We start from the raw sequence: 26,773 nt of genomic DNA on the forward strand, positions 1-26,773 counted from the left end.
GAATGCCCCGTCTGCCATCGCTGGCGGGGCTTTTTGTTTGGCCTCAAGTAAGCCTGCCCGCAGCAGCGCTGGTCGGATCGGGAACGGCAAATGCGCCTTCCCACAGGGCGCTGGGAAGGCTATCGCTCCGCGAATGATGGATCCTGTTGTCTTTGAAACCTTGCTGCTCGCCCTCGAAACCGAGGCTGTCACCCTGCCTGAGGATGGCCCCATCCTCGTGCTGAATGCCGAGCCCGGCCCCTGGCTGTCGCGCCTGCCGAAGGACCGCCTGGTCCTGCGGACCACCCAGAAACCTGCCCATGACGCCCTGACAGCTGCCGGTTACACCGTACTCGCGCCGGACTCGGTCGAGATCCCGCAAGCAAAGCTGACAATCGTCGTCCCGCCGCGTCAGCGCGATTATGCCCGCGCCCTGTTCGCCCGCGCCTTGCTGGCTGCGCCGGAGGGTGGCCTCATCCTCTCCGCCCTGCCCAATACGCTCGGCGCCAAGACGACCGACAAATCCCTCGCCGAGATCGCCGGCGAAACAACCAGCCTGTCGAAGCACAAGTGCCGCGCCTTCTGGGCAACCAAAGATACCTCCCGGATCAACACGGCGCTCGCAAAAGAATGGATCGCCGAAGATACCCCGCGCGAAATCGAGCCCGATCTCTGGAGCCGACCCGGCCTCTTCAGCTGGGACCGTGTGGACCCCGGCAGCGAGCTGCTGGCCGACAGCGTGCCCGAACATGTGAAAGGCCTCGGCGTCGACATCGGTGCCGGCAACGGTTTCCTCAGCCGCGAGCTACTCACTCACTGCCCCGCCATTGAACGCATGGATCTCTATGAAGCGGACTTCCGCGCGCTCGGTTGCATTCAGGGCACGATGAACGAGTTTGAAGGCCGCTTTCAGGCGCATTGGGCCGACGCGCTGAATGACATGCCCAAAGCGACCTACGATTTCGCCGTGATGAACCCGCCCTTCCATACAGGCCGCGCGGACAATACCGACCTCGGCCGCTCCTTCATCCGCGCTGCGGCGGCAACGCTGAAACCTTCCGGCACGCTGTGGCTGGTCGCCAACCGGCACCTTCCGTATGAGGCAGAACTCTCTGCCTGCTTCCGCGCCCATGAAATGCTGGAAGACGAGGCCGGCTATAAGATCATCCGTGCCGAGAAGCCCAAGCGGCAGAAGTGATTGCCCCATGAACGACACGCGAAAGCTGGCGAAATACCTTGCCGGGCTCGGTTACGGCTCACGCAAGGAGATGGAAATCGCCATCCGCCAGGGGCGCATCAAGGGTTGGGGTGAAGAGATTACCTTCGACGGTGAACCTCTGGACCCCGCCCCAGGCATGGTCATCCTGATGAACAAGCCGGCCGGCTTCACCTGCTCCCACCAGGATCAGGGCCGCCTTGTATACGATCTTCTGCCGCCCCGCTTTATTAAGCGCGATCCGAAGTTGTCATCGGTCGGCCGCCTCGACGCGCAGACTACCGGACTCCTTCTGTTTACGGATGATGGTGCCTTGCTGCACAAGCTCATTTCGCCAAAATCGGAAATCCCGAAAACTTATGAGGCAACCCTCGCCCGGCCGCTGGAAGGCCATGAGGCAGAGCTGTTCGCTTCCGGCACGCTGACACTGCGCGGAGAGGACAAACCCTGCCTCCCCGCCACACTGGAAGTCACCGGCGAGTGCACGGCGCGCCTGACGCTTACAGAGGGCCGCTATCATCAAGCCCGCCGCATGTTCGCCGCCGCCGGCAACCATGTCGAAGCGCTTCATCGCGCCAGATTTGGCGCCCTTGAACTTGGCGACCTCGCCGAAGGCGCATGGCGATTGCTGACTGATGCGGAGCGCAGCGAACTTGCCTAGGCAGCCTTGAAGTACGGTCGGTCACCAGCAATCGTTACCCGCTCCATCACGCGAACCTGCGGAAAGTAGTCGCTGGCTGCATAGTGCTGGCAGGCGCGATTATCCCAAAAGGCAATCGAGCCAGGTGCCCAACGGAAACGGCATTGGTATTCCGGAATTGCAGCACGCGAATACAGATATGCGAGCAGCTCATCGCTCTCTTTCCTGTCCACTCCCTTGATATAGTCCGTGAACGCAATATTGACGTAAAGCAATCTCTGCCCCGTCTCAGGATGAGTCCGTACGACCGGATGCTCCTGCGGCGGAAACCGTTTGTGCAGCTCGTCATTGTTCTTGTTCAGGCGCTTGGCAAAAACGCGCGCAATATCGTGCACGGCGGTAAGTGCGCACAAACGTTCCTGCAGGGCGGGATCTAGATCTTCATATGCCCGAACCATATTTGCAAAGAGGGTGTCCCCACCCACAGGCGGCAACTCGATTGCCCGCAAGATAGATCCAAGCGACGGCGCCTCACGCCATGTGACATCCGAATGCCAGAAATTTTCTTTCCCGCGGGAAGCTGCGCCGTGCGCGATACGCAGGATTTCCGGATTGTCCTGATCGTCTGGCGTTGCCGGATGGATTTCGAGTTCGCCGAATGCGCGGGCGAAGGCGATGTGCTGCGCCCGGGTTATGTCCTGATCCCGAAAGAATACGACCTGGTAGCGCAGCAGCGCAGCCCGGACCTCCAAAATCAGCTGCTCTGAGGGCGCCGCCAGGTTCGCACCAATCAATTCCGCCCCGATCGTCGGCGAAAGCGGGCGCGCCTCAAATTGCGTGAACCCTGCCTCAGCGTCTGAGTACGCCATACTTTTTCCTCCCATTGAATGCTTTTCGGAGATCGTAACAGCCTTTGGCCACAAAGGGGAAGCGGCTGCGCCCTAGCGCCGAGCCCCATCAGCGGCTATCTCCGCGCCATGGCACAGCCCCCTCTGATCACGCTCACCGATGTCCGCCTGTCCTTCGGCGGAAGCCCCCTGTTTGAAGGCGTTACCCTCGCCCTGTCGAAAGGCGAGCGCGCCGCGCTGGTCGGCCGCAACGGGGCGGGCAAGTCGACCCTGATGAAGATCATCTCCGAGCGCATCGAGCCCGATTCCGGCGAAGTCTGGCGCCAGCCTGGCGTAACCTATGCCAATGTCGCACAGGAGCCCGACCTCGCCGGCTACACAACCGTGATGGACTATGCCAGCGATGGCCTCGAAGCGACCTATATGGCGGAGGCAGAGCTGATGGAATTCGGCATCGATCCGGCCGCAGACCCGTCAACGCTTTCCGGCGGACAGCTCCGCCGAGCTGCCCTCGCCAAGGCTTTCGCGCAGGAGCCCACCATCCTGCTGCTGGACGAGCCGACCAACCATCTCGACGTGCCAATGATCGAGTATCTGGAAAGCCGCCTGAAGACTTTCAACGGCGTCGTTCTGGTCGTCAGCCACGACCGCCGTTTCCTAGAAAACATTTCGACCAATACGCTCTGGCTGCGCCAGGGCAAGGTGCTCAAGAGCCCGGAAGGTTACCTCAAATTCGATCAGTGGGCCGAGCAGATCGAGGAAGAAGACGAACGCCAGATGCGGCGCATGACGACGCACCTGAAGGAGGAACAGCACTGGCTTGCCCGCGGCGTCACTGCCCGGCGTAAACGTAACCAGGGCCGCCTCGCCCGCCTGAAGGACCTGAAGGTAGAGCACGCGCAAATGCGCAGCGCCCTGAACGATCGCAAGGCCGCCGCAACCATTTCGGCAGACGCGGGCGACTCCCTCAGCAAGAAGGTGGTCGAAGTCAAAGGCCTGTCGAAAACCTTCATCACGCCGGAAGGCGCGCCGCTCGTCATCGCAAAGGATCTGTCGTTGCGCATCCTGCGCGGAGACCGGATCGGCATCATCGGCCCCAACGGCGCGGGCAAGACGACGCTTGTCCGCCTGCTGCTGGGCGAGATCGAGCCCGACGCCGGCACGCTCTACCATTCCAAGACGCTGCAGGTGACCTATCAGGACCAGACGCGCGATACGCTGAACCCGAAGGACACGATCTGGGAAGCGCTTGCCCCTGAAGGCGGGGACTCCCTCATGGTGCAGGGCCGCCAGCGCCATGTCGCCGCCTATGCCAAGGATTTCCTCTTCAAGCCGGAACAGCTGCGCCAGCCTGTCGGCGCGCTCTCCGGCGGCGAGCGCAACCGGCTTGCCCTCGCCATTGGCCTTGCCCGCACGTCCAACCTGCTCGTGATGGACGAACCGACCAACGATCTCGACATGCAGACGCTGGATCTGTTGGAAGACATGCTCCTCAATTATGAGGGCACGCTGATCCTCGTCAGCCACGACCGCGCCTTCCTCGATGCGACGGTCACAAGCTGCCTCTCCCCGATTGGAGACGGCGAATGGATCCAGACCGCCGGTGGCTGGAGCGACGCGCAGGAACAGCTGAAGGATGTGCGCCGCAAGGATGCTGCCAAGATGCCCGCCGCCCCGGCGCGCGCGAAGGACGCCGCCCCTGCCCCCAAGGCAAAACCCCAGACCAAACTCTCCTTCAAGGACGAGCACCGGCTCAAGGAAATCGACGCGCTCATCCCCAAGCTCCAGGCAGAAATCGCCAAACTTGAAACCGAGCTCGCCGACCCCGGCCTCTATGCCCGTGATGCCGACGCGTTCAACAGGAAGTCCGCCCGCATCGGCGCTGCCCGCGACGAGCTGGACAACATCGAGATGGAATGGCTCGAAATCGAGGAAAAACGCGCCGGCCTAGCGGGCTGATCCACTGGTTTTCAGGGCAAACGCTTCGTTAACGCGGCAAACGTATCTTCAGCGCCGGATAATAGCCGGGAGTCTGAACCGATGCGTCTTGCCATGCTCATTGCTGCTGCCTGCCTTGGCGCGGCTGCTGTCGCCCATGCGGACGGCAAGGACGAGAAAACGCTCCTGGTGCCCCCCATTGCCCCGCTGGAAGCAACTGGCGCTGAAGCCGCGCCGCTGCCCGTCAGCCTCCCCCCTGGCCATGAACCGGAAACCTACCGTTTTGGCGCCACCTATTCGGTCACGGACGCGGTCTCCGCTCTTGCCTGCGAAGCGGCGTGCGATGATGCGCTGAGCTGCCAGGCATGGTCTTTCGTTGACACCTACGGCGCCTCGGCGGCTCGTTGCGAGCTTAAGCGTGGGCAAGGCCGCAAGGAAGAAAACCGCCTCGCAACCTCCGGCATCGCCATCAAGCTGAAAAACGCCACCCTCGGCGAACCGCCTGAGGCTGTCATGACGCCGGCGCCTGCTCCCGGCCAGCTCCAGGGCGGCCTGGCAGAGGCGGACGAAGCCGCCAGCGTCATCATCGAAACGGCAGACGCAGCGCTTACGCCAGCGCCCGCTCCTTCGTCGCCGTAAAGCGGATGCCTGGGTTCTTCTCCTGGGCATAGCCAACATCCCAGGCATTCTTCGCCAGATAGACCGGCGCCCCGTCGAGGTCAGTGCCTGAAGATGATTTGTTCTTTTCCATGAACTCTTCGAGCTTGTTCGGATCATCCGACGCCAGCCAGCGCGCTACATTGTAGGGCGCCTGCTCGAACATCACTTCGAGACCGTACTCAGCCGTCATCCGCTCGATCATCACTTCAAACTGAAGCTGGCCGACAGCGCCCACGATCATGTCCGAGCCGATCGACGGGATGAAGAGCTGGGTCACGCCCTCTTCCGCGAGGCCTTCGAGCGCCTTGCGCAAATGCTTGGCCTTCATCGGGTCTTTCACCCGGGCGCGGCGAAGCAGTTCAGGCGCAAAGTTTGGAATGCCACTGAACTGGATATCTCCGTTCTCGGAGAGAGAGTCGCCAACCCGCAACTGACCGTGATTAGGCACGCCGATCACATCGCCGGCATAGGCGGTCTCGGCGATTTCCCGGTCCTGCGCCATGAACATCAGCGGGTTATGAATATTGAGCTGTTTGCCAGCCGTCGTCTTGAGGCGCATCCCGCGGCGGAATTCGCCGGAACAGAGACGCACGAAAGCAACCCGGTCGCGGTGGTTGGGGTCCATGTTCGCCTGGATCTTGAATACAAATCCGCTTACGGATGGGTCCTCGCGAGAGATGGAAACAGCGGCGCCCTTGCGCACGGCTTTTTGGTCCCGCGGGCCCGGCGCATAGGAATGCAGCGTACGCAGGAGTTCGGCGACTCCGAAGTGGCGCAGCGCCGAGCCAAATACGACCGGCGTCATGTTCCCGCTCAGAAACGCGTCCCGGTCGAATTCCGGCAGCAGGCTTTTCGCCATTTCCGCGCCCTCGGAAAGCTCCGCATAGACGCTTTCGTCCAGCGCCGCTTTCAGCGCGGCCTCTTCATCAGGTACCTCTTCTGCCGCGCCGATGCGGGCAGGTTCTCCGGGGCGACGTTCATATTTCAGGAAGCGCGGCTTGGTCAGGTCCAGCATCCCGGCAAAACGCTGGCCGCTGGCCGCTGGCCAGTAAAGCGGCGCGGTATCGAGCTGCAGTTTGTCCTGCACTTCATCGAGCAGCGCGATCGGCTCGAGCGCCTCACGGTCCATCTTGTTGATGAAGGTGACGATCGGGATGTCGCGCATCCGGCAGACTTCAAACAGCTTCAGCGTCTGCGGCTCAATGCCTTTGGCCGCGTCCAGCACCATGACCGCGCAGTCGGCAGCCGTCAGCGTGCGGTAAGTATCTTCAGAGAAGTCTTCGTGGCCCGGCGTGTCGAGCAGGTTGAACATGTAGCCGTCAAACTCGAACGTCATCACCGAGGCCGAGACCGAGATGCCCCGGTCGCGCTCGATCTTCATCCAGTCGGATTTGGTGCGCCGGGTCTCGCCCCGCGCGGCCACTTCCCCTGCGGCCCGGATCGCGCCGCCGGCAAGGAGGATGTTCTCCGTCAACGTCGTCTTGCCCGCGTCGGGGTGGGCGATAATGGCAAAAGTGCGCCGCCGGGCGGCTTCGGTTACGTGCGACATGGGGATGGGCCGGTCTTGTCTGATCTGGGCGAGGCCCTAACCGATTTAGGCAATGGAATGAAGGGGCTGCCTGCCTTGAGGCGCCACTGGTTTGTTTGCCGGGGTCTGGGGTGTCAGGCCGCGCGGGTCCAGAAGGCGCTCGCATCAGCGCCCCGGCCCTCGGCCAGGCGTGTGCGCACGGCGTCCAGGATGGCTTCCGGCAGGATCGTCAGGCGCGCCTCGGCCACCCGCCCTTCATGCACCGGGAAGAGCGCAGCATTGGCGCCGGTCTTGGCAATAATGAGGGCGGCGAGATCATCGACCATCGCGCGGTCTGGCACCTGGCCCCGGTCATGCACCGCCTGCAACCGCCCGCGCGCCAGCTCCATCGCCTCGCGCGGGCGCAGTGCCTGCACGTCGCCGCCGAACACGGCTTCGCGCATCAGCAGCCGCATCTCCGGCGCTTCAATTTCGGTCACAATGTCATTCAGAAGGAACAGCATCGCCGCCCGGCCCCCAAGTCTTCGCCCCAGCGAGTCGAAAATGCCGGGATCAGGGTAAACAGGCGGTTTATGCCTGCCCGATTAGCGGTTGAGTTTCAGTCCCAGCCCGCCCAGCAACACGCCGGTGCGCGAATTGGCGCCGCAGGCGCCTTCATGTGCGGCAATGGCGGTCACCAGTTCTGCCTCGGCCGCGTCCCATTCGGGTTGCCGGTCGGTCCAGGCGAGCTCTGCCTTACGGATCGCGGCCTTGTAGCGGTCCAGCTCAGCCTGGCGTGCGGGGGTGTTGCCCTTGGCGTCGATTTCACGGCGCAGCTCGCCCCGCCCGGCTTCAGCATCCTCGAACTGGATCTGCACGGCCATGCGCTCATTGTTGGCCGCCTTCACGGCAAGCCCGGCCTTGTTCACATCGGCAACGTAAGACTCGCAGGCAAGCGCAGCAGGCGCAAACATCACGGCGGCGGCAATCAGGACAAAAGCGGGCTTCATGGAATCTCCTCCTGTTTGACGCGGAAGATGCCCGGCAGGCCGGCTTAATGCCAGATTACAATCGCATTAGCCGCTCAAGCAGCCGGATCACCTTCGACCTTCTCGGTCAGGAAGTGGCGCCCTTCCCGGTCTTCAATCTCGATGATCCAGAGGTCGCTGTCGCGCCCGCGGGCGCGCTGCACATAGGCATCCACCGAGGCCTCTTCCGGCCCGATACCCTGCACGATCAGATTGAGGAAAACGCGTTCCCCTTCGAGGTTCATCGACGGGGTATAGGCAGCCGCAGTTCCGTCGAGGCGGGCCACCTTGATCAGCACATCGCCGCGATCATCATCGCCGTGCTGCGTGACGAACGCGCTGGCCCCGGCGATACTCGCCCGGCGGATCAGCGCGTCCGCCCAAAGTCTGGCTGGCAGGCGTTCCATCATCGGCCCGAATGTGCCGTTTCACGCCTGCCGGTCAAGCATCAGCCGCCACCCATGGCGCAGCTCATGCCCACAGTCATCATGGCACCCATGATCTTGCCCTGCTCTTCTGCAGGCAGGTTTTCGATCATCTTCTGGCCGTCTTCCTCGCCCTTCGACATCGCCTTGGCGACCGTGCTGAAGGTTTTCGCATCGAGATTTTTCTCAAGACCATCTGCAAGGCAGGTGCACATCGCCTTGTCTTCACCGGCGTCCGAGCAGGCCTTGACCATAGCGGCCTTCGACGAGCCAGTTCCACCACATGCCGTAAGCGCAAGCGCCAGCGCGCCAGCAACGATTGCCATTCTCATTTTGAGATACCCCTTGACTGATAACAGTTCGCAGAACGTGACACGCTTTGCAGGGCAAGGCCACAGCTTTGTCGGCAGCTTTCTGTGAGCTTACTGCGCCGCCTCATCCAGCGGGAAAAGATCGGCCTCACTGGCGCGCGGCAGGATCACCTCGGCTTTGGTTCCCCGGCCGGGCCGGGAACTGAGACGCAATTCCCCGCCATGCAGTTCAGCAAACCGGCGCACCACAGACAGGCCGAGTCCGGTTCCGGGCTTCGCGCCCTTGGCCTGGGTAAAGGGTTGGGTCAGGCGGGCCAGATCGCTTGCCGGAATGCCCGCGCCCCGGTCCTGAACGCTGAGGATCGCGGCGCCATCCTCAAGGCGCGTCTCCAGTGTCACGGTCTTGCCGCTGCCTGAATACTTGATCGCGTTGGACACAAGGTTCTGCCAGATCTGGCGCACGGCGCGGGCGTCCGCCTCGGCCCACACTTCGCCGGTCGCCTTCAGCTTCAGCGTGACGCTCGCCCGGCTCGCATGGCCCGTCATCTGGCGGATCACCGACTCTGCAGAGGCCGTTAGGTCCACTGGTTCCGGATCAAGCCGCGGCTCGCCCGCCTCGGCGCGCGAGAGGTCGAGAATATCATCGACCATCAGCAACAGGTCCGTCCCGCTCTCATGAATGATCGCCGGATAATCGGCATAAGCTTCCGGCATCGGCCCCATCAGCTCCGCCTGCATCATCTCAGCGTAACCGAGAATTGCATGCAGCGGCGTGCGCAGGTCGTGTCCGAGGGAAGCAAAAAAAGCCGTCCGCCTTTTAAGCTCTGCCTCATAGGCTTCGCGTGCCTCCTCGCCCGGATCGGCAGGCAGGTTCGGCGGCGCGAAAAGTAGCAGCGCTGTGCCGCCCGTGCGGCGCTCGCCCGAGATCAAAACCCGCTGGCCCGTCACCAGCTTTGCCTCGCCCAGAATGGTCTCTCCGTCGGCCGTCATCCCGTCCGGCAGGCTGCCGGGCTCGAACAGCGCAGTCAGCGCTGTGCCGGGCCGCAGGGTCGTCATGCCAAACGTATCACCAGCCGCCGCGCGCAGGCGGCCTTCGGGGGTCACCTCGATGATCGCTGCGCCCTTGGCCGGTATCTGCGGCACCGGCACCGTGAGGCGCGCAGGCTCGATCTGGTTGGAGTTTTCCTGGTCGGAATGCCCGGCTCGTTGGAGGAATGGTTGGAGTTTTTCGGCCATGCCGGAATGCACCAGCATCCACACCATGAGCGCGGCCGTAACGAGGCCGGAGAACGCCAACGGCGCCGCCAGCGCGCCCGTCCATTCAGGCGGCGACGGCAGCCAGCCAAGACCGCCAGCGACCAGCGCCATGAACAGCGCCAGCGTCGCAAATACGCCTGCTTCTGCCGCCATTCGACGTGCGCCCGCCAGCAGTCCGGCCAGCGGTGGCAGCACCAGCAGCACGGTCAGCGGCGATACCCCGCCCCCGCTGAGAATCAGGCCAGCCAACGCCACCACCGTCCAGCAAATCACCACGATACCGCGCCCTGGCGTATCGCCAGCGGGCGTCGCGATTCCTGCGAATCCGGGAAGGACGGCGAACGCCGTGATCGCCAGCACCGGCCACACGGGCGCGCCTGCGATCAGGCCCGCAAAGCCGCTGCCTGCGCACAGGGCGAGCCAGGCAACGTGTACAAACTGTAATCGCTTCTGCGACATGCGGGGGTCCAAATGTTAACGCCCCAGTGAGATTTATTAGGCATTTTCTGCCCTACCGATCACCTGCTGTATTTGTAATGTTGCAAACAGACAAGGCGAGGTTCCCCCGTCAGGGAAGTTAAGGCATCACTATCGCGTGTCGCGTGAGGGAGAGAGAAAGATGGCTGCAGTGCGGGCGTTCGCAGCGGTTTTGGCCGTTGCTGGACTGGCGGGCGTATCAATCGCCCAGAGCAAGGACCCGGTCTCCGAAAAGGCGGCCGTGTACATGACCTATCAATCCGATGCCGACGAAGTTGGCGGCTCGCCGTTTAAGAATTCCGGCGACATCGATGACGCCTTGGCCACCCTCGGCTCCTATAATGCAGACCAGCTGACCCGTGGCTGGATCTCCTATTCTGCAATGGTCGCCTCGCAGGATCCCGATTTCCGCGCAAACGTGCGCGACATCGAAGCCTTCTACGGTCGCGACCGTGTCGTGAACAGCTTCGCAAACGGCGGCGGCTATGCCCGCTCTCTCAAAGGTGGCGATGATGCCGTCGGGTCGGCAATTGCCGTGACGGATGAAGATCTCGCCAAGATCTATTCGTCTGCCGCAGTCGTCAAAGAACAAGGCTATTCGCTGCAGGGTTATGGCTGGGCCAAGTCTCGCATCCGGGACGGCAACAAACGCGCAGACAACCTCAAGCTGATGCAGGGCAAAGGCCAGACGGCAGACAACCTTATCCTCGCTGCGCTCGCCGCGCCGAACGGGGCGACGCCGATTTCGGACACCAACGCCGCCAGCGTGACAGCCGCTGTCGCAACTGCTTCTGATGTGGCCACTGCAGTTCGCCTGCCCGCCTTCCTCTCCACCGGTTTCACCGGCGGCAAGAAGAAAGTGAAGTTCGGCAAGGAGCCGGTCGCCAACCAGATCGCTTCGGTCGCAGCGCTCCGCATCCTTGGCGCCGATGGCGTTGATGAAGCCAAGCTGAGCCGCGTTATGCTCGAGCCGAGCGTGCAGAGCTGCATGAAAATGCAGAACCTGCAGCTGCAGGGCTGCGTTGCCGGTGTCGGCCAGGAGTTCGAAGTTCCTCACTGCATCAGCCAGCACGCACTGGCCGAAATCGCAGACTGCCTTGGCGCCGTTTACAAATAACCAGCGCCCAATCTGCTCTCTCTCCGCCCCGGCACTGACTGTGCCGGGGTTTATTTTTTGCGCTGATTGGCCCAGATGACCGCCATGAGCATTCAGGACGCCGCCAGCGAAATCCGTGAAGAGTTCTCCTGGCTGGAGGACTGGGAAGCGCGCTATGCGCACATCATCGACCTTGGAAAGAACAATCCGCCCCTCGCGCCCGAAGAGCGCACAGAGGAGACCCGCGTGCGTGGCTGCGCCTCACAGGTCTGGATGGTGACCGCCATCGAGGGCGACCGCCTGACCCTGCGGGCAGAATCGGATGCAATGATCGTCTCCGGCCTGATCGCCCTGCTGATCCGGCTCTACTCCGGCGCAACGCTCAGGGATGCGGCAGAGTTCGATGCGGAAAGTTTCCTGGACGAGATCGGCGTGAAAGGCGCGCTTACCGCGCAGCGCTCCAACGGGCTGGCGTCGATGCTGGCGCGTATCCGGCGCGATGCGCAAGCAGCGCTCACAGGCTGAACCCCTCACGGTTGTTTGGACGTCAGACCGTAGAACGCTGCGAGCTGGCGCAACGCAGCGAGGCAAAGGGCCTCTGTCTCCCCTTCTGGGCAGCCGACGCATATCGCGAGGGATTGGAGCGCAAGCTGCTGGCACAGCAGTGCTTCCAGCAGGCGGAGCTGCGCCGGACCGAGCGCGCCCTCAAGACGCTCAAGCTTGGCACTGGCGGCACAGGGCTGCACATCTGCGGCGAACCAGCGGGCGGCGGTCTTGAGACGTGTGGCATCGGGCAACGCCGTTGTTGGACGCTCCAGCATCTGCGCCAGCAGGGAGACGGGTTTGCGGGGCTCTGCTGGCGAGAGGAAGCGGGATGGCAGCGGACCAGCGGGGCGATTGATGCGCTTCAGGCGAGCTGCATTTGCGATCAGACGAGCCGCGTCACCGGGCGCCTCCACCGCGATCGCCTCAGCGAGCAGGCGGCGAGAGATGAGCGGCGAGACGATGCCAGCCGGGCGCCGGCGGGCATCCTGGGTGCGGTAGGCACGCCATTCGCCGCCGGCAAAAACAAGCGTGCCGCCTGATGCCAAAAGGCGGCAAACCTGATCCTCACTGAGACTTCTTGGGGCAAACCGTGTCATTTTGGGGACTCTCTGTGTCAGTTTGCGGCTTCTGTGGCACGCAGAACGGCCACCGAGAGCAAACCCGCGGAGAGCTGTTCCAGCCAGATGTCGAAGTCGGGGTCCTCCCGGTAATCCTCAATGATCTGACAGGCATGGGACACGGTTGACCGGTCGCGGCCAAAAGCACGGGCAACGCGCGCAAGGCTCATCCCGCAGGCCGCATGGGTCAGGTACATCGCAATATGCCGGGCCCGCGCATGGACGGGCGTGCCGCGTTCGGCCGAGAGCACATCTTCCTGCTTCAGTCCGAGCGCATAGGCCACCAGCGCGCCCGCCAGATAGGCCCTGTCTTCATCTTTCCTGGGATTGAAATCCGCCATTCACCACTCCTCTTCGGGTTATGGTGTGACAATACCCGAGGTAGAGAGGTGTAGGATAAGTTTCCTATAGCCGCAACTGAACGCCCGGTAATTGCTGGGGATCAGGCAGCGAAACGCGACTTGGTTTGTTGGACAAGCCCATCGCCCTGAGGGCCGGGACGCAGCAGGCGGCGGCTTGGCAGAAGCTCGTCATGGCAGAGCACCTGGTTGAGCTGGCCATCTTCCCCTGCGAGCGGCAGGCGCAGCCAGGCATGGATACGGCCACCAGACTCGATAACGCCGCCGACAGGCTCGCCCCGCTCCAGCGCCGCAGAGAGGCCAAGAGCATAGCATTCGCCATGCACACCGGCGATCTCGGCAACGCGCATGCCCCGCACTTCAACCCCGAAAATCTCCCGCAGGCGGGAGCCGGCGATACGGAAGCGGCCATCGCCGTCCTCATCCGTCTCAACGATGGAGATACAGGCCAGTGTGCTGCGCAGGGCGCCGGGGTCAATATTCTCCCGGGCGACGCGGCCTTCGCCGTCGCGACGCGATTGCCAATGCCCGATCAGCATCTGCTGAGCATCGGTAACACCTGCAAAAACATTCTGTTGACGCATGAGAGCCGCCCCCGCGGTGATTCGACAAGAATCACCTATCGCGCGAGTGGACTCCGGGATCAAGAGTCAACGAAGGAATTTGTTAACACAGATTAGCGAAATATTTCATTTCGATTTCGCAACGACCGGCATTTGCTTGCGCTGTTCTTACCGTTCCTGGCGGCCAAGCCCCATCTTCTTGGCGAGTTTTGACCGCTGTGCAGAATAGCCGGGTGCGACCATCGGATAGTCTGCAGGAAGGTCCCATTTCTCCCGGTATTCATCCGGAGACATGTCATATTTTGACCGGAGATGGCGTTTCAACGATTTGAATTTGAGACCGTCTTCCAGGCAGATCAGGTAATCCTGATGAATGGATTTTTTCACCGAGACGGCGGGTTTCGGCTTTTCCGGCTCGATTTCCGACCCGCCCAATTCAATCAGGGAGCGGTGAACGGCGCGAATCAAATCCGGCAACTCAGCGGTTTGCACCGTGTTGTTGCGCACATACGCAGACACGATTTCTGTTGCATATACAACGAAATCCCCCGCGCGGACCGTTGTGTTTTCTTCTTCCTGCATGCCGACGCCCCGTACATTACTTGGAAAGCCTATGTCAGCGCATGCGAACGTCAAATACAGAAAAGCCGAGACCGCTGTAGAACAGTCTTCACTTGGCTCTTTATTGCATCGGAGTTGAAGTAGTACGGTTGAGCGGCCGGGCGTGCAGCACACGCCCGGCGATCAGCGTCAACTCGACAGGAAGGACAACAGCAGGACGGCCGCCAGGATCACGGCGGTCCAGATGGTGGCGCCCCCGGAAAGGCCACCGCGGGCAAGATCACCACGCGGGCTGAACGCGGCTTCAAGCCGCTTGTAGGTGCGCTCCGACAGGCGGGCGAAGATGCCCGACATCGCCGGGCCCAGCTTGCCCCAGACCGCGCCGGACCACTGAACGAAGCCGTAGCCCGCCTTGCGGTAAAGCCAGTCGGTATCGAGGATCGTGCCAGGCTTCTCTGCCGGATAAAGGGCGAAGCGCTTGAGCAGGATGAAAGCGAAGGTGGCGAGCACCAGGAGCTGCATCTGCGTGAGCACGTGATCGAGTGTAAAGGGCTGATAGCTCGACGCCTCGATCGGGTAAGGCAGCAGGCCGTAGAGCCACTGATAGCCAAAGCCCGGAATGATGGCCGGCAAGCCGACAGCGATACAGAGGAAAGCCGCCATCCCCATGGCAAGCAACATGTTGAAGGGCGCTTCCTTCACACGTTTGCCGCTGTCATGGCCGAAGAAGGCGAAATACGGGATCTTGATGCCGGAGTGTTCCAGCACACCCGCCGAAGCGAAGAGCAGCATCAGCCAGACCACAATCATGGCCGGATCATGCGCGCCTTCATAGGCAACCGCGCTCATGGTCAGCGACTTTGCAACAAAGCCGGAGAAGAGCGGGAACGCCGAGATCGACAGGCCGCCGATGATACAGAACACCGTGGTCCAGGGCATCGAGCGGTAAAGGCCGCCGAGTTCAGAGGCTTTCGTGGTGCCCGTCCGGTAGAGGACGGCGCCCATGCTCATGAACAGGAGGCCCTTATACATGATGTGCGCAAAGGCGTGGGCACTGGCGCCGTTAAGCGCGAGCGGGTTGCCGACGCCGGCAGCCCCTACCCCGATGGCGCAGATCATGAAGCCGACCTGGTTGTTCAGCGAGTAGGCCAGAACGCGGCGCAGATCGTTTTCGATGACGGCGAAGAAGACCGGGAAGACGGTCATGATAGCGCCAATCCAGATCAGCGCGTCAAAGCCGGGGAACAGCCGCGCAAAGCCATAGACGGCCAGCTTGGTCGTAAAGGCCGACAGGACAACCGCGCCGACAACCGAGGACTTCGGATAGGCATCCTGAAGCCAGTTGTGCATGAACGGGAACGCCGCCTTGATGCCCAGCGCGATGAAAATATAGATCGCGCCCGGATCGCTGAAGCTCTGGAACGCTTCAAGCGAAAGCGTGCCGTTATAGCGCCAGACATAGGACAGACCGTCGAGCAGGATTACACCCGACAGGATCTGGATCACCAGATAGCGCATCGAGGCGAAATAGGCCGCGCGCGTGCCTGCCTGCAACACCAGGAAGACGGACGTGATGGCCGTGATTTCCCAGAAGATGAACAGCGTCATCAGATCGCCCGCGAAGCTGGCCGAGACGGCCGCACCGGCATAGGCGAGGGCCATGCCGTCCTGACGGGGATTGTTCGTGTGCAGCGCGTAGATCGCGTTCAGCAGCGAGGCGATCAGGAAGGCGAGGCCGAAGATGAAGTTGAGATTATCGACCCGGTAGAAGCTGAAGGTGATGTCCAGCGCTTCAGCGGTGAGCAGGTCCACCTCGTGCGGGGCCATCACGAGCAGCGCGATGGCAATAATCGGCGTGCCAATGGTGAGCACCTGGCGCACCTGGCGGAACGGAATGAACAGGGCGACGATCCCGACAAGGATCATCAGCCAGCCAGGATTGAGGGCAGCAAGCCAAGCCGGCATCATTCTTCTCCCTCAAAGACTTTCGGCGCGCCCGCGTTCAGGCGGTCTGCGATGGCCGGATCAATGTCAGCGGGAGGACCGCTGAGATCGCCATAATAATTCTCGTCACGGCGCAGGAGGCGGGCCAGCGGCCAGCCCATCAGCACGACGAAGCTGAACGCGGCAAAGCCCCAGATGGCGTAGAAGCCGACAGCATTGGCGATGCCGATCTTCTCATGCCGGACCACGACGAGATCGAGCAGCACGAGGATCACCGACAATGCGGCCATTCCCCAGAAGATGATCGAGCCGATGCCCTTGGCTTCGGTCCAACCAAAGAGGACGCGCGACATCGGGTGGATGCCATCCTCTGGCGTGCGGGTCATGGCGTTGACCTTCTCTGCCGCCGTTTTCACGAAGCGGCCGGAATTGTCCCTGCCGGGAGGGGTCGTGTCGTTGCTCATGGCAGCGCAGCCTCCTGAACTGATTGTGTAGCCGCATCGAGTGCGGGCGCCAGGAAGTCACCCATCGGATCGATGAGCAGGAATAGCAGCAGACAAAGGATGGCCGTGAACATGGGCGCAGCCACTGTCAGCGCCGGGGCCCCGCCCGGACGCTTGAACTCCTTCACCGGCGTTTCCGGCGGCGGAGGCATCAGCGCGAGGATCGGGATGGGCAGCAGGTAAGCGATGTTGAGCACCGAGGAGGCGATCAGAATGAACGGTACCCAGTCTGCCCCGCGATCAACCGCGCCCTGCATCAGCTCATATTTCGGCCAGTCACCCGCAAAGGGCGGCACGCCGATGATCGAGAGCGAGGCCATGAAGAAGGCGATGAAGATCAGCGGCATCTTCCGGCCCAGGCCGCGCATGTCCGAGATGTTGGTGAGCCCCGTGGCGACATAGATGGCGCCGGCGCACATGAAGAGCGTGATCTTGGCTGCCGCGTGGGCCGCGATCTGGAGCGAACCGCCCATGAAGCCGGCTCGGTCGGCCAGCATCGCGCCGAGCGTGACATAGGCCAACTGGGCGACGGTGGAGTAAGCCAGGCGCGCCTTGAGATTGTCCTTGGTCAGAGCGATCAGCGAGGCGACGACAATGGTGATACAGGCCACATCCATCAGGAATTCACGCGAAGGCGTCGCGTTCAGCAGATCCGCGCCGAAGATATACATCGACACTTTGAGGACTGTGAACACACCCGCCTTAACGACCGCCACCGCGTGCAGCAGGGCCGATACGGGCGTGGGCGCGACCATCGCGTTGGGCAGCCAGAAATGGAACGGCATGAGCGCCGCCTTGCCGATGCCGAAGACAAACAGCAGCAGCAGCGCGCCAGACACCATCGGCGTGATGTCGACATTGGCCAGGAGGCCGCCATCGATAAAGTCGAGCCGCTGGCCGGCGATCACCCAGGTCCACATGATAGCGGTCAGCAGCAGGCCGATCGACGTGCCGAGCAGGGTCAGCAGGTAGATCCGGGCGCCGCGCTGGGCATTGGCATCGCCCTTATGGGCAACGAGCGGATAGGTCGACAGGGTGAGCACTTCATAGAAGATGAAGAGCGTGAAGAGGTTGCTGGCGGTGGCCACGCCCATCGCGCCGCAGATGGCGATGGCGAAGCAGATGTAGAAGCGCGTCTGGTTACGCTCGCGGTTCCCGCGCATGTAGCCGATGGAGTAGAACGAGTTCACGATCCAGAGGCCGCTGGCGACCAGTGCGAACAGGGCGCCGAGCGGTTCCAGCCGGAAGGCAATCGCCAGGCCGGGAGCCGCCTCTCCGATGAACAGTTCCGGCCGCGCGCCGCTGGACACCTGCATGGCCAGCTGGATCACGACAACGAAGAGCGCGATCGATCCGAGGATCGTCACCCCTTCCCTGACATTCGGGAACTTGCCAGTCGCGGCGATGCCCGCGGCGATCAGCAGGGGCAGGATGATGACTGCCGAAATGAGGGTTTCCGGGCTCATCGGAACGCCTCCAGACCAAGGGCAGCCACGGCCCCATCCTGAGCCAGGCTCAGCGGGAAGTTAGCGGCAATGCCGAAATAAAGATTGGCGAGCGCAAGGATCCATAGCGGAACGAGGATGAGCAGCGGCGCCTCCTTGTGCGTCTTGCGCGGGTTGACCGGCGGCTGGAAGAACGCCGCCTGCAGGATGCGGCCGACGTAGAAGACCGCCAGGAAGCTGGAGAACACGACGAGCAGAACAGCCCACCACCAGCCTTCGGCAAACAGCGCGTAGCCGAGCTGAAGCTTGGACATGAACCCTGCCGTGAGCGGAACACCGATCAGCGACAGGCCAGCGATGGCGAAGGCTGTCATCGTCCACGGCGCAGTGCGGCCAAGGCCGGCAAAGTCGCGGATCGTGGTGCCCTGATTGGACAGGCAGACACCGGCGATCGCCATGAACAGTGCGCCTTTCATCAGGGCATGGTTGAAGAGGTGCAGCAGGCCGGCGGCCACGCCGGGCGCGGTTGCCAGCGACACGCCGAGCAGCATGTAGCCAACCTGCGCGACCGAGGAGTAGGCCAGCACGCGGCGCACATCGGTCTGGAACACGGCCTGGAAGCTGCAGATCACCATCGCGGCAATGCCGAGCGGGGCGAGGATCCAGGAGAAGCTCGCCAGCTCGAATGTGTATTCCGGGCGGAAGATCGTGAACAGGAACCGGATCAGCGCGTAGAGCGCGACCTTGGTGGCTGTCGCCGCGAGGAACACGGTCACGAAGCTCGGGCTGTAGGAATAGGCGTTGGGCAGCCATTGGTGCAGCGGCCACATCGCCGCCTTGAGGCCAAGGCCGACGATGATGAAGGCAAAGCCCACCTGCACGGAGCGGCTGTCGGTCAGCGCCGGGAGGCGGTCAGCGATATCGGCCATGTTGAGCGTGCCGGTGGCCGCATAGAGGAAGCCGATGCCGATGATGTAGAAGCTCGCGCCCAGCGTCCCCATGATGAGGTAGTTGAACGCAGCCGGCAGCGCGCGCCGGTCGCGGCGAGCACCGAGGGCCACCATCACATAAGTGGCCAGCGAGCTGATTTCGAGGAAGACGAAGAGGTTGAACGCGTCGCCGGTGGACGCCACGCCAAGGAGGCCGGCAAAGCACAGCAGGAAGGCAGCATAGAACATGCCAAGCTTGTTGTGATTGCCGAGCTCGGACGAAATCGTCGGCCAGGAGAAGATCGAGGCGAGAAAACCGATGCCGGTAACCAGCAGCAGGATCATCGCGTTGAGCGCATCGGTCCGGAACTCGATGCCGATAGGCGGGGGCCAGCGGCCGATCTCATAGGAGAGGACACCGGTGGGATCAGACTGAACCAGGCCCAGCGTGACCATCGCCAGATAAAAAGACAGGCCTGTCACAAGGATCGAACCAAGCCAGGCGATGCGGCCATTGGGGATGATTGCCAGCAGCGGCGCGATCAGCATCGGCACGGCAACGATCAGCACCGGCGCATGCGCCAGCGCCCATGCGGGCGCGGAAGTCAGCACGGATTCAATCATCATGCCGACACCTCTTTGGTGTCTTTTTCCACTTCGAGTTCCTGAGCGAGCGCTGTCTGCATGTCGATGTCGCGGACTTCATCGGCTTCGATGGTGCCGTAGGCTTCGCGGATACGCACGATCAGCGCGAGGCCGAGCGACAGGGTCGCCACGCCCACGACAATCGCCGTCAGCATAAGGACATGCGGCAGCGGGTTGGAGTAGATGTGGTGAAGGTCGGCAAAGCGTTCGCCGCTCGCCGCAACCAGAGCGTCAGCGCCACTGGCAGCTGCGTGGCCGGCGCCATGTGCGTCGCCCATATCATCCGGCAAGAGGATGGGCGCGGTGCCGCCCTCGACCTTGCCAAGTGAAACGTAAAACAAGCAGATCGTCGTCTGAAAGATCGACAGGCCGACGAGCCGCTTGATCAGGTTTTCCGCTGAAAAGGCGATGTAGAGCCCGATCATCATCAGGCCGATGATCGCCCAGTAGCCGGCGCGTTCGAGAATGAATTCGACCATGGCTTACCAGTCCTCGTCGCGAATTTCGGCAACCCGGCCGGCGAGCGCATAGAAGATCGTGACCATCGCGCCCGCCACGGCGCACAGGACGCCAAGCTCAACGATGATGACACCGGCATGCTGGCCATGATGGCCGCCCGGGCCTTCACCGAACAGCGCCTGATACTCCAGGAACAGGCCGCCCTTGAGCAGCGCCCAGAAACCAACGCCGACATAGATCATCACACCCACCGCCGCGACCGTGCGGGCGAAGACCGGCGGAACCGCTTTCATCGTGCTGCTGAGGCCGAAGATCAGGGCGTTCAGGATGATCGCCACAGCGATAACGACCCCCGCCTGGAACGCGCCACCCGGCCCCACTTCACCGTGGAACTGGACGTAGAACCCGTAGATCATGATCAGCGGAATGAAGCATTTGGCGATGACGCGCAAAATCATGTGATGGTCGCTCTTCATGATGCGTCGCCCCCCTTGCCCTTTCCGCCCTTCTTCTTGTTGGAGCGAAGGGTTTCAGCCAGGGAGCGTTCTCCGAAACCGAGCAGCATGGCGACAGCGAGACCGGCCACGAACACCACGACCGTCTCGCCCATCGTGTCGAAACCGCGATAGCTGGCCAGAACGGAGGTGACGACGTTGGGGATGCCCATGTCGTACCAGTTGACGTGCATGTAGGTCATGCCTGCGCCTGTATTGGCCGGCGAGTTGGGATCGCCCAGGCCGGGCAGATCAACCGACGCATAGATCAGCATCACAGCAGTCGCGCCGCAGATGATGAAAGGCCCAAGACGTTTGAGCGGTTTTTCGGGCTTTGCCGTGCGCGCCGTCAGCAGCATCGCGCCGAGCAGCACAGCAGTAGACATCCCTGCCCCGACGGCCGCTTCGGTGTAGCCCACATCGACTGCATCGACGGCGATGTACCAGGCAGCAGATACAAGCGAGTAGACGCCCGAGAGCATCACGATCGCAAACAGGCTGCGCAGGCGGGCGATAGCGATGGCGACGATGAAGAGGATGGCCAGAAGCGTGATGTTGATCAACGCGGGGCCGGCATCAGCCGTGAACAGTTCCCTCATACATGGTCCTCCGGGTCAGCAACGCCGACGGGGCCGATGCGCGGCTGCAGGCCGGCGACATGCGCAGCGTTCACCAGCGCATGTGCCGCTGCGGGGCTGGTCAGGAACAGGAAAATGAAAATGCACAGCAGCTTCACCAGAACCAGCCAGCCTGGTGCCATCAGCGCCATGCCGATCAGCACGAGCGCCGCAGCGGAGGTATCGGTAACGCTGGCCGCATGAAGACGGGTGTAGAAATCCGGGAAGCGCAGGACACCGATCGCGCTGATGATGCTGAGCAGGCCGCCCGCAAGGCAGGCCGCCGCACCGAGCGGATGGCGCACCACTTCCCAGAAGCTGCCAAGATTTGCGAAGAATTCGGTCATCCTATTCGCCTCCCTTCGCAGCATCCGGCCGGCGCGTAAGCGGCACCTGGAAAGAGCGGTAGCGGAAGAATTTCAGGATCGCGATTGTCGTGACGAAGTTGATCAGCGTGTAGATCATGGCGATGTCGAGAAAATCCGGGCGGCCCATCACATAGCCGAGCAGGCCGATGACCAGAACGGTCTTCGTGCCGAACGCGTTGACCGCCAGGATGCGGTCATACAGTGTCGGCCCCAGCAATGAGCGCACAAGCAGAAGCACCATCCCGATCAGGATGGCGATCAGGGCCGCTGCAGTCATGCGCGCACCTCCTTGGGATCGCACGCAACAGCGCAGCGCTGATCCATTTCGATGAAAGCCTCCGGCTGGGTGCCATTCTCGTAGAGACCGTGCACGAGCAGCTTGTCGCCCTCGATCTCAACCGTGACCGTTCCCGGCGTCATGGTGATCGAATTGGCGAAGGTTACCTTGGCCAGATCGGTCTTGCAGACCGTCTTGATCTTGGTGAGCGTGGGGGTGATGTCGAGGTCTGCGCGCAGGCAGGCCTTGATGACCACCCAATTGGCCTTGACCACCTCGACGGCGAGCCAGGGATAATATCTGAGCAGTTGCGGCAGACGCACATAAGGCGCCCCTTCCCGGTCAACGATGCCGAGCCGGAACGACAGCACAAGCGTCAACCCAATGGATGCAACGGCAAAGCCGAGCATCAGCGGCGTGTAATGGCCGGAGTTTCCGAACCAGAAGGCGACAAGTGCCGCTAAAAGTCCCAAGAAATACGCCACAGCGCCCCTCAGCTCCGAACGATCCCGATTTGGTGAACGCCTCACCTAAATGCCCGGAGCGCGCTTGGGAAGCCCGCCAGCCCCGAAAATGACACTAACGCCCGAAGACGAGGCGCGCCGTTCGCTGCGCTGTAGAGAACTCTGCCTCTTCATTTGCGGGGTCACCGAGGGCTTGAGCGTGACGCAGCGCCGCAGGGGAGAACGCCGAAGACAGAGCCCAGTTCCAGTAACGCAGCGTCGTTTGCGCTTTGAGGACAGAGAGCACCTCATAGGTTTCCGCCACCAGCGCGAACTGGGGATGGGGGTGTCCGGGGTCCTGCTCCAACGGGCGGCCAAGGGCGCGCCAGAGGAGCGCGAGATATTCCCGCTTGAGGCCGGTCGCCTTGCAGAGCACGGCCAGCCCCTCCCCGCCCGCATCTGAAAGGATCTTGGCGGCAGTGACGGGCTTGATGCCAGAAAGATAGCCGATCTCCTGCGCCGTCTTGGCCTCCATGCCGGCTTCGGCAGCGGCCTGAACGGCGTGTTCCAGGCTGTCATACGGGCTGCGCGCAATGGCGGCGCGGTTGCGCTGGCGTCGCTCGATCATCTGCAGCGCCTTGCGGGCGACCCCATCCTGCCAGCCTTCGGCAGCAGCCATCTCGAATACATCGGAGCAGAGCGAGATCATTTCCTGCCGCTCGGCAGCGTGCCGGGTGAGGATCTTGCGGCGCGTCGGCCCATCGGCCCACCAGAACATCGCCATGGCATGCGAGGGTTTAAGCTCGATCCGCTCGACCAGCAGCGGGCAATAGCTCGGCTCGTCCCGCGAAGCCGCGATGAGACGGTCGATGGTGGTTTCAGCGAAACTTGCCGTCCGGTTGGCCAGCACTTCGCGGACAATGTGAGGCTCGGCCACCTCGGCAAGCACAGCCGTAACGGCGACGGACAAGTTGCGGCGGCGGGCAATGGTTTGCCGGTGTTCTGGCTGGGTCTGGCGGATGATTTCAGCCAGGTCGCAATCGTCGAACGCGTCGCTTTCCTCCAGCAGAGGCCGGGCCACCGGGAAATTTGCCTGCGCCAGATACCGCAGCAGCCGGCGCGGCGCTTCGCGGCTGCCGGCCAGGCGCGTGGAACAGATCAGACGGTCACGCTCGTCGGCATGGAACAGCATGTCGAGCAGGATATCACCCGCCATCTGCCGGTCCTGCGGCGGGATTCGGGAAGCAGGCATGGAGACGACATCCAGAATACGCCGCAGGAGCGCGTCTCGCGCCGCGCCCAGCGGAGGCTTTTTCTGTTCTGTCGCGTCGTTCATGCGCAATCCTCGGGGATTCTGCCCGGGAACGTTGCACCAAATCCTTAAGGAGAAATGGAATCCGGTTTACGCCTGACGCCAATACTGCGCCGCACTGAGTACGCGGGTTGTACGCGACTTGCCGGGATGGACGACCAGCAGCAGCAGGCTGATGGCCAACAGGATAACCGTGATCAGGAAATGCAGGCCGCCATCGGTGGTGCCGTCGGCCAGCGGGATTTCCCGGCCAAGCCAGGGCGAGAGATGCAGGCCAAGGCCGGTGCCGAAGATGATAACCGCCAGCACGGCGCCGACACGACGGCTGAACGGCAGCAGGATCAACAGGGCCGCCATCAACTCGAAGACGCCGGCAACAAAACGGCCGGCTGGCTCGAACAGTGTCATGCCGGATTTCTCAGCAAGCGCAGCGAACACGATATGCTGGCCGGGCGGAGAGAAGAACTTCACATCCCCCACCGGAGGGTCCGGAAGCGGGTGGAGTGTCAGATGGATGAACATCGCCGCCAGGGCGAGGGCGAGCCCCCAGCTGACCGCGTGCCGGAACGTCCTCATGGGATGTGACCTCGCCCGCAGGGTTAACCAAGGAAAAATCCTATCGGTACAGCCATGGCTTTGCAACCGCGCCCCGCTGCTGCTAGCGGTCGCGTTTCTTTGTCAGCGGTGATGTAACAATGTGCGCTGCGTGGGGACGAGTTAAGTGACAGACCAGACCGGAAACAGCCCAGACGAACCGGCGAAAGAGGCGGGCGCTGAAACCTCCGAAGAGGCAACGGCCGACGCCGCCGTCAGCATTACGTCTCCCGTCAGCGGTGTCAGCGAGGCGATCACTGCGGGCGCCTCATTCCTGGCCACCGCCACGAACTGGCGCGCGCGCAAGCTGCGCCGGGGCGTGAAGATCGAGCTGCCGGCCTATCTGGGCGTCCAGTGCAGCTGGTTCATGGCATTTGGCCTGCAACTTGTGCTGTTTCCCTATCTCATCACCGGCCGGAACCATCTGCATCTCGACGGGCTTGCGCTCGGCCTTGCCAATATGGCGCTGTCGGCGCCGTCAGTTGTCTTCCTGCTGATCGGCGGCGTGGTCGCAGAGCGCGCCGATGGGCGCCGCCTGCTGATCCTCTTGCACCTTCTGGCCTCGGTCCCTTCCCTGTTCCTCGCCTATTCACTGTCGCACGGCCAGCTGAGCTATCCGGCGATGATCCTCTATGCTGTGTGCATCGGCACCATTGGCGCCTTCATGATGCCGGCGCGTGACGCGATCGTGAACGAGGTTGTCGAGCGGCGGATGCGGGTCGGCTCGGGCGTGACATTGCAGCTGGGCGTGACGCTTGCGACGATGGCGCAGTTTCTGGCGCAGATCGCAGGCCTGATCCTGGCAGGCTATGCCGACAAGGCGACACAGATGCCGGCCTGGCTCGGCGGGTTCTCGATCGGCCCGATCAGCGCCGCAACGCTGCTGACTGTGCAGGGACTGGCGCTGGCGACCGGCGCAGGCTTTGCCCTGCTGATGGCGCGGGGGCGGCAGGTGCGCACCGGGCGCAAGGGCATCGGCGCCACCTTCGGGGACATTCTGGACGGCATCCGCGCCGTGCGCAGCGACGGCAAGCTTTCGGCCATGACGCTGCTGATGTTTGGCGTCGGCGTGTTCGTGATCGGCTCCTTCCTTGTGGTGCTGCCGATCGTGAACCGGGACGTTTATCATTTCGGCTCCTCCGGCATCCGCGACATGTTCGTCACCTTCTGGATGGGCGCGTTCGCCTCCTCTGTGGTTCTGGCGATCTTCCGCCGGATCAAGCGTCAGGGCCGGCTGCTGCTGATCGCGCAGTTCATTGCCTCGGCCGGCATGATCCCGATGCTCTGGATCGTGCCGCACTGGGTGTTCCTCGTGATCGTGTTCGTGTGGGGCAATGCGGCGGGCATTTCCATCGCCATGAGCCGGTCCATCGTTCAGGACGCCGCGCCCAAGCACCAGCTCGCCCGCGTCCTCTCGATCTACCAGCTCGGCTTCATGGCAGGCGCGCCGTTCGGCGCAGCGATGATGGGCGCGCTGGTGGACCTTTTCGGCCCGCAGAAGATCGCCATCGTGCCGGCAGGCGGGATGATCCTGCTGATCCTCTGGATGGTGTTCTTCACTCCGGTCTGGAACATGAAAGGCTCAGCCTGGCTGGCACATCACCAGAGCGGCAAGCAGGCAGGATGACAAGGCGTTGAAACTCGCCTAGCGGTGGGCGCATGACCCTTATGCCCCATGCCACCGTGATGACCGGCAACATTGCGGACAATTGGAGAACTCTGGACGCCCTGCACCCCGGCACGACAACGGCTGCGGTGGTGAAGGCGGACGCCTATGGCCTGGGCGCGGCGCGTGTCGCGCGCAGCCTCCGGATTGCCGGATGCCAGACCTTCTTTGTTGCCTATGCCGAAGAAGCCCTTGTGGTGCGCAAGGCCGCCGGGAAAGCGGCCCGCATCTTTGTACTGAACGGCCCCGTGCGGGGCGAAATGGCGCTTTACCGGGACGCCGACCTGACCGCCGTGCTCTCCAGCGAGGCCCATGCGAAGCTCTGGGCCAACGCGCCCAAAGGCTCCTGCGCGCTGCATTTCGACACCGGCATGAACCGGCTGGGCCTGCCCGCCGACATGACGGAAAAGGATCTGGCGGATTTACGCCGCCTGCAGCCCGTTCTGGTGATGAGCCATCTGGTCTCCGCCGATGAGCCGGACAATCCGGTCAACGCCGCCCAGCGCAAGGCGTTCAATGAAATTGCCGATGCCTTCCCCGATACGCCAGCCAGCCTTGCCAATTCCAGCGGCTGTTATCTCGGCAAAGGGTTTGCCTACGACCTGACGCGGCCAGGCCTTGCCCTCTATGGCGGGACCGAGCCGCCGGAGAAGGTGAAGCTGAAACCCGGCGTGATGCTGGAGGCCACGATCCTCGCGACCTTCAAAGGACGCGCTGGCACTCAGGTTGGCTATGGCGGCGCATATACGCTGAGCGAAGACCGCATGCTGGCGACCGTCGGACTCGGCTATGCCGACGGTATACCCCGCGCCGGGGCGAACCGCCTGACCGGATGGCTGCAGGGGAACCCCTGCCCCGTACTCGGACGCGTCTCCATGGATATGATGACTTTGGACGTCACTGACTGCGCAAAACACGCCAAGCCGGGCGCGCGGGTTGAATTTCTGGGTGAGAACGCCAAACTCGAGGCGCAGGCAGCCGCCTGCGGCACGCTGGGTTATGAACTGCTCACGGGCCTTGGCCCCAGGGTGCAACGTGTCTACCGCTGA

The 26,773-nt window shown here is 62.7% G+C and carries 31 protein-coding genes; 8 read left to right on the plus strand and 23 right to left on the minus strand.

The genetic code is table 11. The features are described from left to right. The first annotated feature begins 133 nt into the window (after positions 1–133). Together K1X12_RS00120 and K1X12_RS00125 are read left to right on the plus strand one after the other, a co-directional pair. Positions 134–1,177, plus strand: a complete 1,044-nt coding sequence (locus tag K1X12_RS00120; protein ID WP_220985612.1) for a class I SAM-dependent methyltransferase — start codon at positions 134–136, stop codon at positions 1,175–1,177. Between the two features lie 7 nt (positions 1,178–1,184). Then, the gene (locus tag K1X12_RS00125; protein ID WP_220985613.1) at positions 1,185–1,856 is read left to right on the plus strand and encodes a pseudouridine synthase; all 672 of its coding nucleotides are present in this window, start codon (positions 1,185–1,187) and stop codon (positions 1,854–1,856) included. Here K1X12_RS00125 and K1X12_RS00130 read toward each other — a convergent pair. Next, positions 1,853–2,704 carry a TauD/TfdA dioxygenase family protein gene (locus tag K1X12_RS00130; protein WP_220985614.1) on the minus strand — a complete coding sequence of 284 codons (852 nt, stop codon included), beginning with the start codon at positions 2,702–2,704 and terminating at the stop codon, positions 1,853–1,855. The genes K1X12_RS00125 and K1X12_RS00130 overlap by 4 nt on opposite strands. Positions 2,705–2,812: 108 nt before the next feature. Here K1X12_RS00130 and K1X12_RS00135 point away from each other — a divergent pair, with 108 nt between their 5' ends. Further along, positions 2,813–4,642, plus strand: coding sequence for an ABC-F family ATP-binding cassette domain-containing protein (locus K1X12_RS00135; protein ID WP_220985615.1), 1,830 nt, complete (start codon positions 2,813–2,815; stop codon positions 4,640–4,642). Between the two features lie 81 nt (positions 4,643–4,723). After that, positions 4,724–5,260 (plus strand): PAN domain-containing protein, encoded by a 537-nt coding sequence (locus K1X12_RS00140; protein ID WP_220985616.1) that lies wholly within the window; start codon positions 4,724–4,726, stop codon positions 5,258–5,260. Here the strand turns inward: K1X12_RS00140 and K1X12_RS00145 are convergent. From K1X12_RS00145 to K1X12_RS00170, 6 genes are all read right to left on the minus strand, one after another. After that, entirely contained in the window at positions 5,229–6,830 is a 1,602-nt protein-coding gene (locus K1X12_RS00145; RefSeq protein WP_220985617.1) for a peptide chain release factor 3, read from the minus strand. The two genes, K1X12_RS00140 and K1X12_RS00145, sit on opposite strands and share 32 nt — an antisense overlap. Positions 6,831–6,943: 113 nt before the next feature. Then, positions 6,944–7,312 (minus strand): hypothetical protein, encoded by a 369-nt coding sequence (locus tag K1X12_RS00150; RefSeq protein ID WP_220985618.1) that lies wholly within the window; start codon positions 7,310–7,312, stop codon positions 6,944–6,946. Positions 7,313–7,393: 81 nt separating this feature from the next. Further along, positions 7,394–7,798 carry a hypothetical protein gene (locus K1X12_RS00155; RefSeq protein WP_220985619.1) on the minus strand — a complete coding sequence of 135 codons (405 nt, stop codon included), beginning with the start codon at positions 7,796–7,798 and terminating at the stop codon, positions 7,394–7,396. A gap of 74 nt (positions 7,799–7,872) precedes the next feature. After that, positions 7,873–8,226 (minus strand): DUF1491 family protein, encoded by a 354-nt coding sequence (locus K1X12_RS00160; protein WP_225907810.1) that lies wholly within the window; start codon positions 8,224–8,226, stop codon positions 7,873–7,875. A gap of 38 nt (positions 8,227–8,264) precedes the next feature. Beyond that, entirely contained in the window at positions 8,265–8,567 is a 303-nt protein-coding gene (locus K1X12_RS00165; RefSeq protein ID WP_225907811.1) for a hypothetical protein, read from the minus strand. A 96-nt stretch (positions 8,568–8,663) separates the two neighbouring features. Next, entirely contained in the window at positions 8,664–10,268 is a 1,605-nt protein-coding gene (locus K1X12_RS00170) for a sensor histidine kinase (RefSeq protein ID WP_220985621.1), read from the minus strand. A 160-nt stretch (positions 10,269–10,428) separates the two neighbouring features. Here K1X12_RS00170 and K1X12_RS00175 point away from each other — a divergent pair, with 160 nt between their 5' ends. Beyond that, entirely contained in the window at positions 10,429–11,403 is a 975-nt protein-coding gene (locus K1X12_RS00175) for a hypothetical protein (RefSeq protein WP_220985622.1), read from the plus strand. 84 nt (positions 11,404–11,487) lie between these two features. Next, positions 11,488–11,907 (plus strand): SufE family protein, encoded by a 420-nt coding sequence (locus K1X12_RS00180; RefSeq protein ID WP_220985623.1) that lies wholly within the window; start codon positions 11,488–11,490, stop codon positions 11,905–11,907. A gap of 5 nt (positions 11,908–11,912) precedes the next feature. On the opposite strand, the gene K1X12_RS00185 is transcribed toward K1X12_RS00180, so the two are convergent. The 16 genes from K1X12_RS00185 to K1X12_RS00260 form a co-directional block, all read right to left on the minus strand. Next, complete coding sequence (locus K1X12_RS00185; protein WP_220985624.1) at positions 11,913–12,524, minus strand: hypothetical protein; 612 nt, start codon at positions 12,522–12,524, stop codon at positions 11,913–11,915. A 17-nt stretch (positions 12,525–12,541) separates the two neighbouring features. After that, positions 12,542–12,886 (minus strand): helix-turn-helix domain-containing protein, encoded by a 345-nt coding sequence (locus K1X12_RS00190; RefSeq protein WP_220985625.1) that lies wholly within the window; start codon positions 12,884–12,886, stop codon positions 12,542–12,544. Positions 12,887–12,987: 101 nt separating this feature from the next. After that, positions 12,988–13,488, minus strand: coding sequence for a PAS domain-containing protein (locus tag K1X12_RS00195; RefSeq protein WP_220985626.1), 501 nt, complete (start codon positions 13,486–13,488; stop codon positions 12,988–12,990). Positions 13,489–13,635: 147 nt separating this feature from the next. Further along, positions 13,636–14,049 (minus strand): Ros/MucR family transcriptional regulator, encoded by a 414-nt coding sequence (locus K1X12_RS00200; protein ID WP_220985627.1) that lies wholly within the window; start codon positions 14,047–14,049, stop codon positions 13,636–13,638. Between the two features lie 168 nt (positions 14,050–14,217). Then, positions 14,218–15,993, minus strand: a complete 1,776-nt coding sequence (locus tag K1X12_RS00205) for a Na(+)/H(+) antiporter subunit D (RefSeq protein ID WP_220985628.1) — start codon at positions 15,991–15,993, stop codon at positions 14,218–14,220. After that, a complete protein-coding gene (locus K1X12_RS00210; protein ID WP_220985629.1) occupies positions 15,993–16,436 on the minus strand; it encodes a hypothetical protein in 444 nt (147 codons plus the stop codon). The genes K1X12_RS00205 and K1X12_RS00210 overlap by 1 nt, the downstream gene beginning before the upstream one ends. Next, complete coding sequence (locus K1X12_RS00215; RefSeq protein WP_220985630.1) at positions 16,433–17,941, minus strand: proton-conducting transporter transmembrane domain-containing protein; 1,509 nt, start codon at positions 17,939–17,941, stop codon at positions 16,433–16,435. The genes K1X12_RS00210 and K1X12_RS00215 overlap by 4 nt, the downstream gene beginning before the upstream one ends. Then, a complete protein-coding gene (locus tag K1X12_RS00220; protein ID WP_225907812.1) occupies positions 17,938–19,476 on the minus strand; it encodes a monovalent cation/H+ antiporter subunit D family protein in 1,539 nt (512 codons plus the stop codon). Before K1X12_RS00220 ends, K1X12_RS00215 begins: the two co-directional genes overlap by 4 nt. Continuing rightward, positions 19,473–19,973 carry a cation:proton antiporter subunit C gene (locus K1X12_RS00225; protein WP_220985631.1) on the minus strand — a complete coding sequence of 167 codons (501 nt, stop codon included), beginning with the start codon at positions 19,971–19,973 and terminating at the stop codon, positions 19,473–19,475. Before K1X12_RS00225 ends, K1X12_RS00220 begins: the two co-directional genes overlap by 4 nt. A gap of 3 nt (positions 19,974–19,976) precedes the next feature. Beyond that, a complete protein-coding gene (locus tag K1X12_RS00230; protein ID WP_220985632.1) occupies positions 19,977–20,429 on the minus strand; it encodes a Na(+)/H(+) antiporter subunit B in 453 nt (150 codons plus the stop codon). Then, a complete protein-coding gene (locus K1X12_RS00235) occupies positions 20,426–21,046 on the minus strand; it encodes a DUF4040 domain-containing protein (protein WP_220985633.1) in 621 nt (206 codons plus the stop codon). The genes K1X12_RS00230 and K1X12_RS00235 overlap by 4 nt, the downstream gene beginning before the upstream one ends. Continuing rightward, positions 21,043–21,411, minus strand: coding sequence for a monovalent cation/H(+) antiporter subunit G (mnhG, locus tag K1X12_RS00240; protein WP_220985634.1), 369 nt, complete (start codon positions 21,409–21,411; stop codon positions 21,043–21,045). Before mnhG ends, K1X12_RS00235 begins: the two co-directional genes overlap by 4 nt. 1 nt (position 21,412) lies before the next feature. After that, the gene (locus K1X12_RS00245; protein WP_220985635.1) at positions 21,413–21,709 is read right to left on the minus strand and encodes an MrpF/PhaF family protein; all 297 of its coding nucleotides are present in this window, start codon (positions 21,707–21,709) and stop codon (positions 21,413–21,415) included. After that, a complete protein-coding gene (locus tag K1X12_RS00250; RefSeq protein ID WP_220985636.1) occupies positions 21,706–22,194 on the minus strand; it encodes a Na+/H+ antiporter subunit E in 489 nt (162 codons plus the stop codon). The genes K1X12_RS00245 and K1X12_RS00250 overlap by 4 nt, the downstream gene beginning before the upstream one ends. Positions 22,195–22,288: 94 nt before the next feature. Further along, positions 22,289–23,488: a DUF2336 domain-containing protein gene (locus K1X12_RS00255; RefSeq protein WP_220985637.1), complete on the minus strand. Its 1,200-nt coding sequence runs from the start codon at positions 23,486–23,488 to the stop codon at positions 22,289–22,291. A gap of 66 nt (positions 23,489–23,554) precedes the next feature. Then, the gene (locus K1X12_RS00260; protein WP_225907813.1) at positions 23,555–24,040 is read right to left on the minus strand and encodes a hypothetical protein; all 486 of its coding nucleotides are present in this window, start codon (positions 24,038–24,040) and stop codon (positions 23,555–23,557) included. A 145-nt stretch (positions 24,041–24,185) separates the two neighbouring features. Between K1X12_RS00260 and K1X12_RS00265 the strand changes: the two genes are divergently transcribed. Beyond that, positions 24,186–25,685 (plus strand): MFS transporter, encoded by a 1,500-nt coding sequence (locus K1X12_RS00265; protein WP_369426042.1) that lies wholly within the window; start codon positions 24,186–24,188, stop codon positions 25,683–25,685. 32 nt (positions 25,686–25,717) lie between these two features. Next, positions 25,718–26,773 carry an alanine racemase gene (alr, locus tag K1X12_RS00270; protein WP_220985638.1) on the plus strand — a complete coding sequence of 352 codons (1,056 nt, stop codon included), beginning with the start codon at positions 25,718–25,720 and terminating at the stop codon, positions 26,771–26,773.

Source organism: Hyphomonas sediminis (genome assembly GCF_019679475.1).
Taxonomy (GTDB): domain Bacteria; phylum Pseudomonadota; class Alphaproteobacteria; order Caulobacterales; family Hyphomonadaceae; genus Hyphomonas; species Hyphomonas sediminis.

Bases quoted from the DNA above. Each gene is read 5' to 3' on its own strand.
- K1X12_RS00120 (WP_220985612.1), top strand. From the start codon at position 134: ATGATGGATCCTGTTGTCTTTGAAACCTTGCTGCTCGCCCTCGAAACC.
- K1X12_RS00125 (WP_220985613.1), top strand. From the start codon at position 1,185: ATGAACGACACGCGAAAGCTGGCGAAATACCTTGCCGGGCTCGGTTAC.
- K1X12_RS00130 (WP_220985614.1), bottom strand. From the start codon at position 2,704: ATGGCGTACTCAGACGCTGAGGCAGGGTTCACGCAATTTGAGGCGCGC.
- K1X12_RS00135 (WP_220985615.1), top strand. From the start codon at position 2,813: ATGGCACAGCCCCCTCTGATCACGCTCACCGATGTCCGCCTGTCCTTC.
- K1X12_RS00140 (WP_220985616.1), top strand. From the start codon at position 4,724: ATGCGTCTTGCCATGCTCATTGCTGCTGCCTGCCTTGGCGCGGCTGCT.
- K1X12_RS00145 (WP_220985617.1), bottom strand. From the start codon at position 6,830: ATGTCGCACGTAACCGAAGCCGCCCGGCGGCGCACTTTTGCCATTATC.
- K1X12_RS00150 (WP_220985618.1), bottom strand. From the start codon at position 7,312: ATGCTGTTCCTTCTGAATGACATTGTGACCGAAATTGAAGCGCCGGAG.
- K1X12_RS00155 (WP_220985619.1), bottom strand. From the start codon at position 7,798: ATGAAGCCCGCTTTTGTCCTGATTGCCGCCGCCGTGATGTTTGCGCCT.
- K1X12_RS00160 (WP_225907810.1), bottom strand. From the start codon at position 8,226: ATGATGGAACGCCTGCCAGCCAGACTTTGGGCGGACGCGCTGATCCGC.
- K1X12_RS00165 (WP_225907811.1), bottom strand. From the start codon at position 8,567: ATGGCAATCGTTGCTGGCGCGCTGGCGCTTGCGCTTACGGCATGTGGT.
- K1X12_RS00170 (WP_220985621.1), bottom strand. From the start codon at position 10,268: ATGTCGCAGAAGCGATTACAGTTTGTACACGTTGCCTGGCTCGCCCTG.
- K1X12_RS00175 (WP_220985622.1), top strand. From the start codon at position 10,429: ATGGCTGCAGTGCGGGCGTTCGCAGCGGTTTTGGCCGTTGCTGGACTG.
- K1X12_RS00180 (WP_220985623.1), top strand. From the start codon at position 11,488: ATGAGCATTCAGGACGCCGCCAGCGAAATCCGTGAAGAGTTCTCCTGG.
- K1X12_RS00185 (WP_220985624.1), bottom strand. From the start codon at position 12,524: ATGACACGGTTTGCCCCAAGAAGTCTCAGTGAGGATCAGGTTTGCCGC.
- K1X12_RS00190 (WP_220985625.1), bottom strand. From the start codon at position 12,886: ATGGCGGATTTCAATCCCAGGAAAGATGAAGACAGGGCCTATCTGGCG.
- K1X12_RS00195 (WP_220985626.1), bottom strand. From the start codon at position 13,488: ATGCGTCAACAGAATGTTTTTGCAGGTGTTACCGATGCTCAGCAGATG.
- K1X12_RS00200 (WP_220985627.1), bottom strand. From the start codon at position 14,049: ATGCAGGAAGAAGAAAACACAACGGTCCGCGCGGGGGATTTCGTTGTA.
- K1X12_RS00205 (WP_220985628.1), bottom strand. From the start codon at position 15,993: ATGCCGGCTTGGCTTGCTGCCCTCAATCCTGGCTGGCTGATGATCCTT.
- K1X12_RS00210 (WP_220985629.1), bottom strand. From the start codon at position 16,436: ATGAGCAACGACACGACCCCTCCCGGCAGGGACAATTCCGGCCGCTTC.
- K1X12_RS00215 (WP_220985630.1), bottom strand. From the start codon at position 17,941: ATGAGCCCGGAAACCCTCATTTCGGCAGTCATCATCCTGCCCCTGCTG.
- K1X12_RS00220 (WP_225907812.1), bottom strand. From the start codon at position 19,476: ATGATGATTGAATCCGTGCTGACTTCCGCGCCCGCATGGGCGCTGGCG.
- K1X12_RS00225 (WP_220985631.1), bottom strand. From the start codon at position 19,973: ATGGTCGAATTCATTCTCGAACGCGCCGGCTACTGGGCGATCATCGGC.
- K1X12_RS00230 (WP_220985632.1), bottom strand. From the start codon at position 20,429: ATGAAGAGCGACCATCACATGATTTTGCGCGTCATCGCCAAATGCTTC.
- K1X12_RS00235 (WP_220985633.1), bottom strand. From the start codon at position 21,046: ATGAGGGAACTGTTCACGGCTGATGCCGGCCCCGCGTTGATCAACATC.
- mnhG (WP_220985634.1), bottom strand. From the start codon at position 21,411: ATGACCGAATTCTTCGCAAATCTTGGCAGCTTCTGGGAAGTGGTGCGC.
- K1X12_RS00245 (WP_220985635.1), bottom strand. From the start codon at position 21,709: ATGACTGCAGCGGCCCTGATCGCCATCCTGATCGGGATGGTGCTTCTG.
- K1X12_RS00255 (WP_220985637.1), bottom strand. From the start codon at position 23,488: ATGAACGACGCGACAGAACAGAAAAAGCCTCCGCTGGGCGCGGCGCGA.
- K1X12_RS00260 (WP_225907813.1), bottom strand. From the start codon at position 24,040: ATGAGGACGTTCCGGCACGCGGTCAGCTGGGGGCTCGCCCTCGCCCTG.
- alr (WP_220985638.1), top strand. From the start codon at position 25,718: ATGACCCTTATGCCCCATGCCACCGTGATGACCGGCAACATTGCGGAC.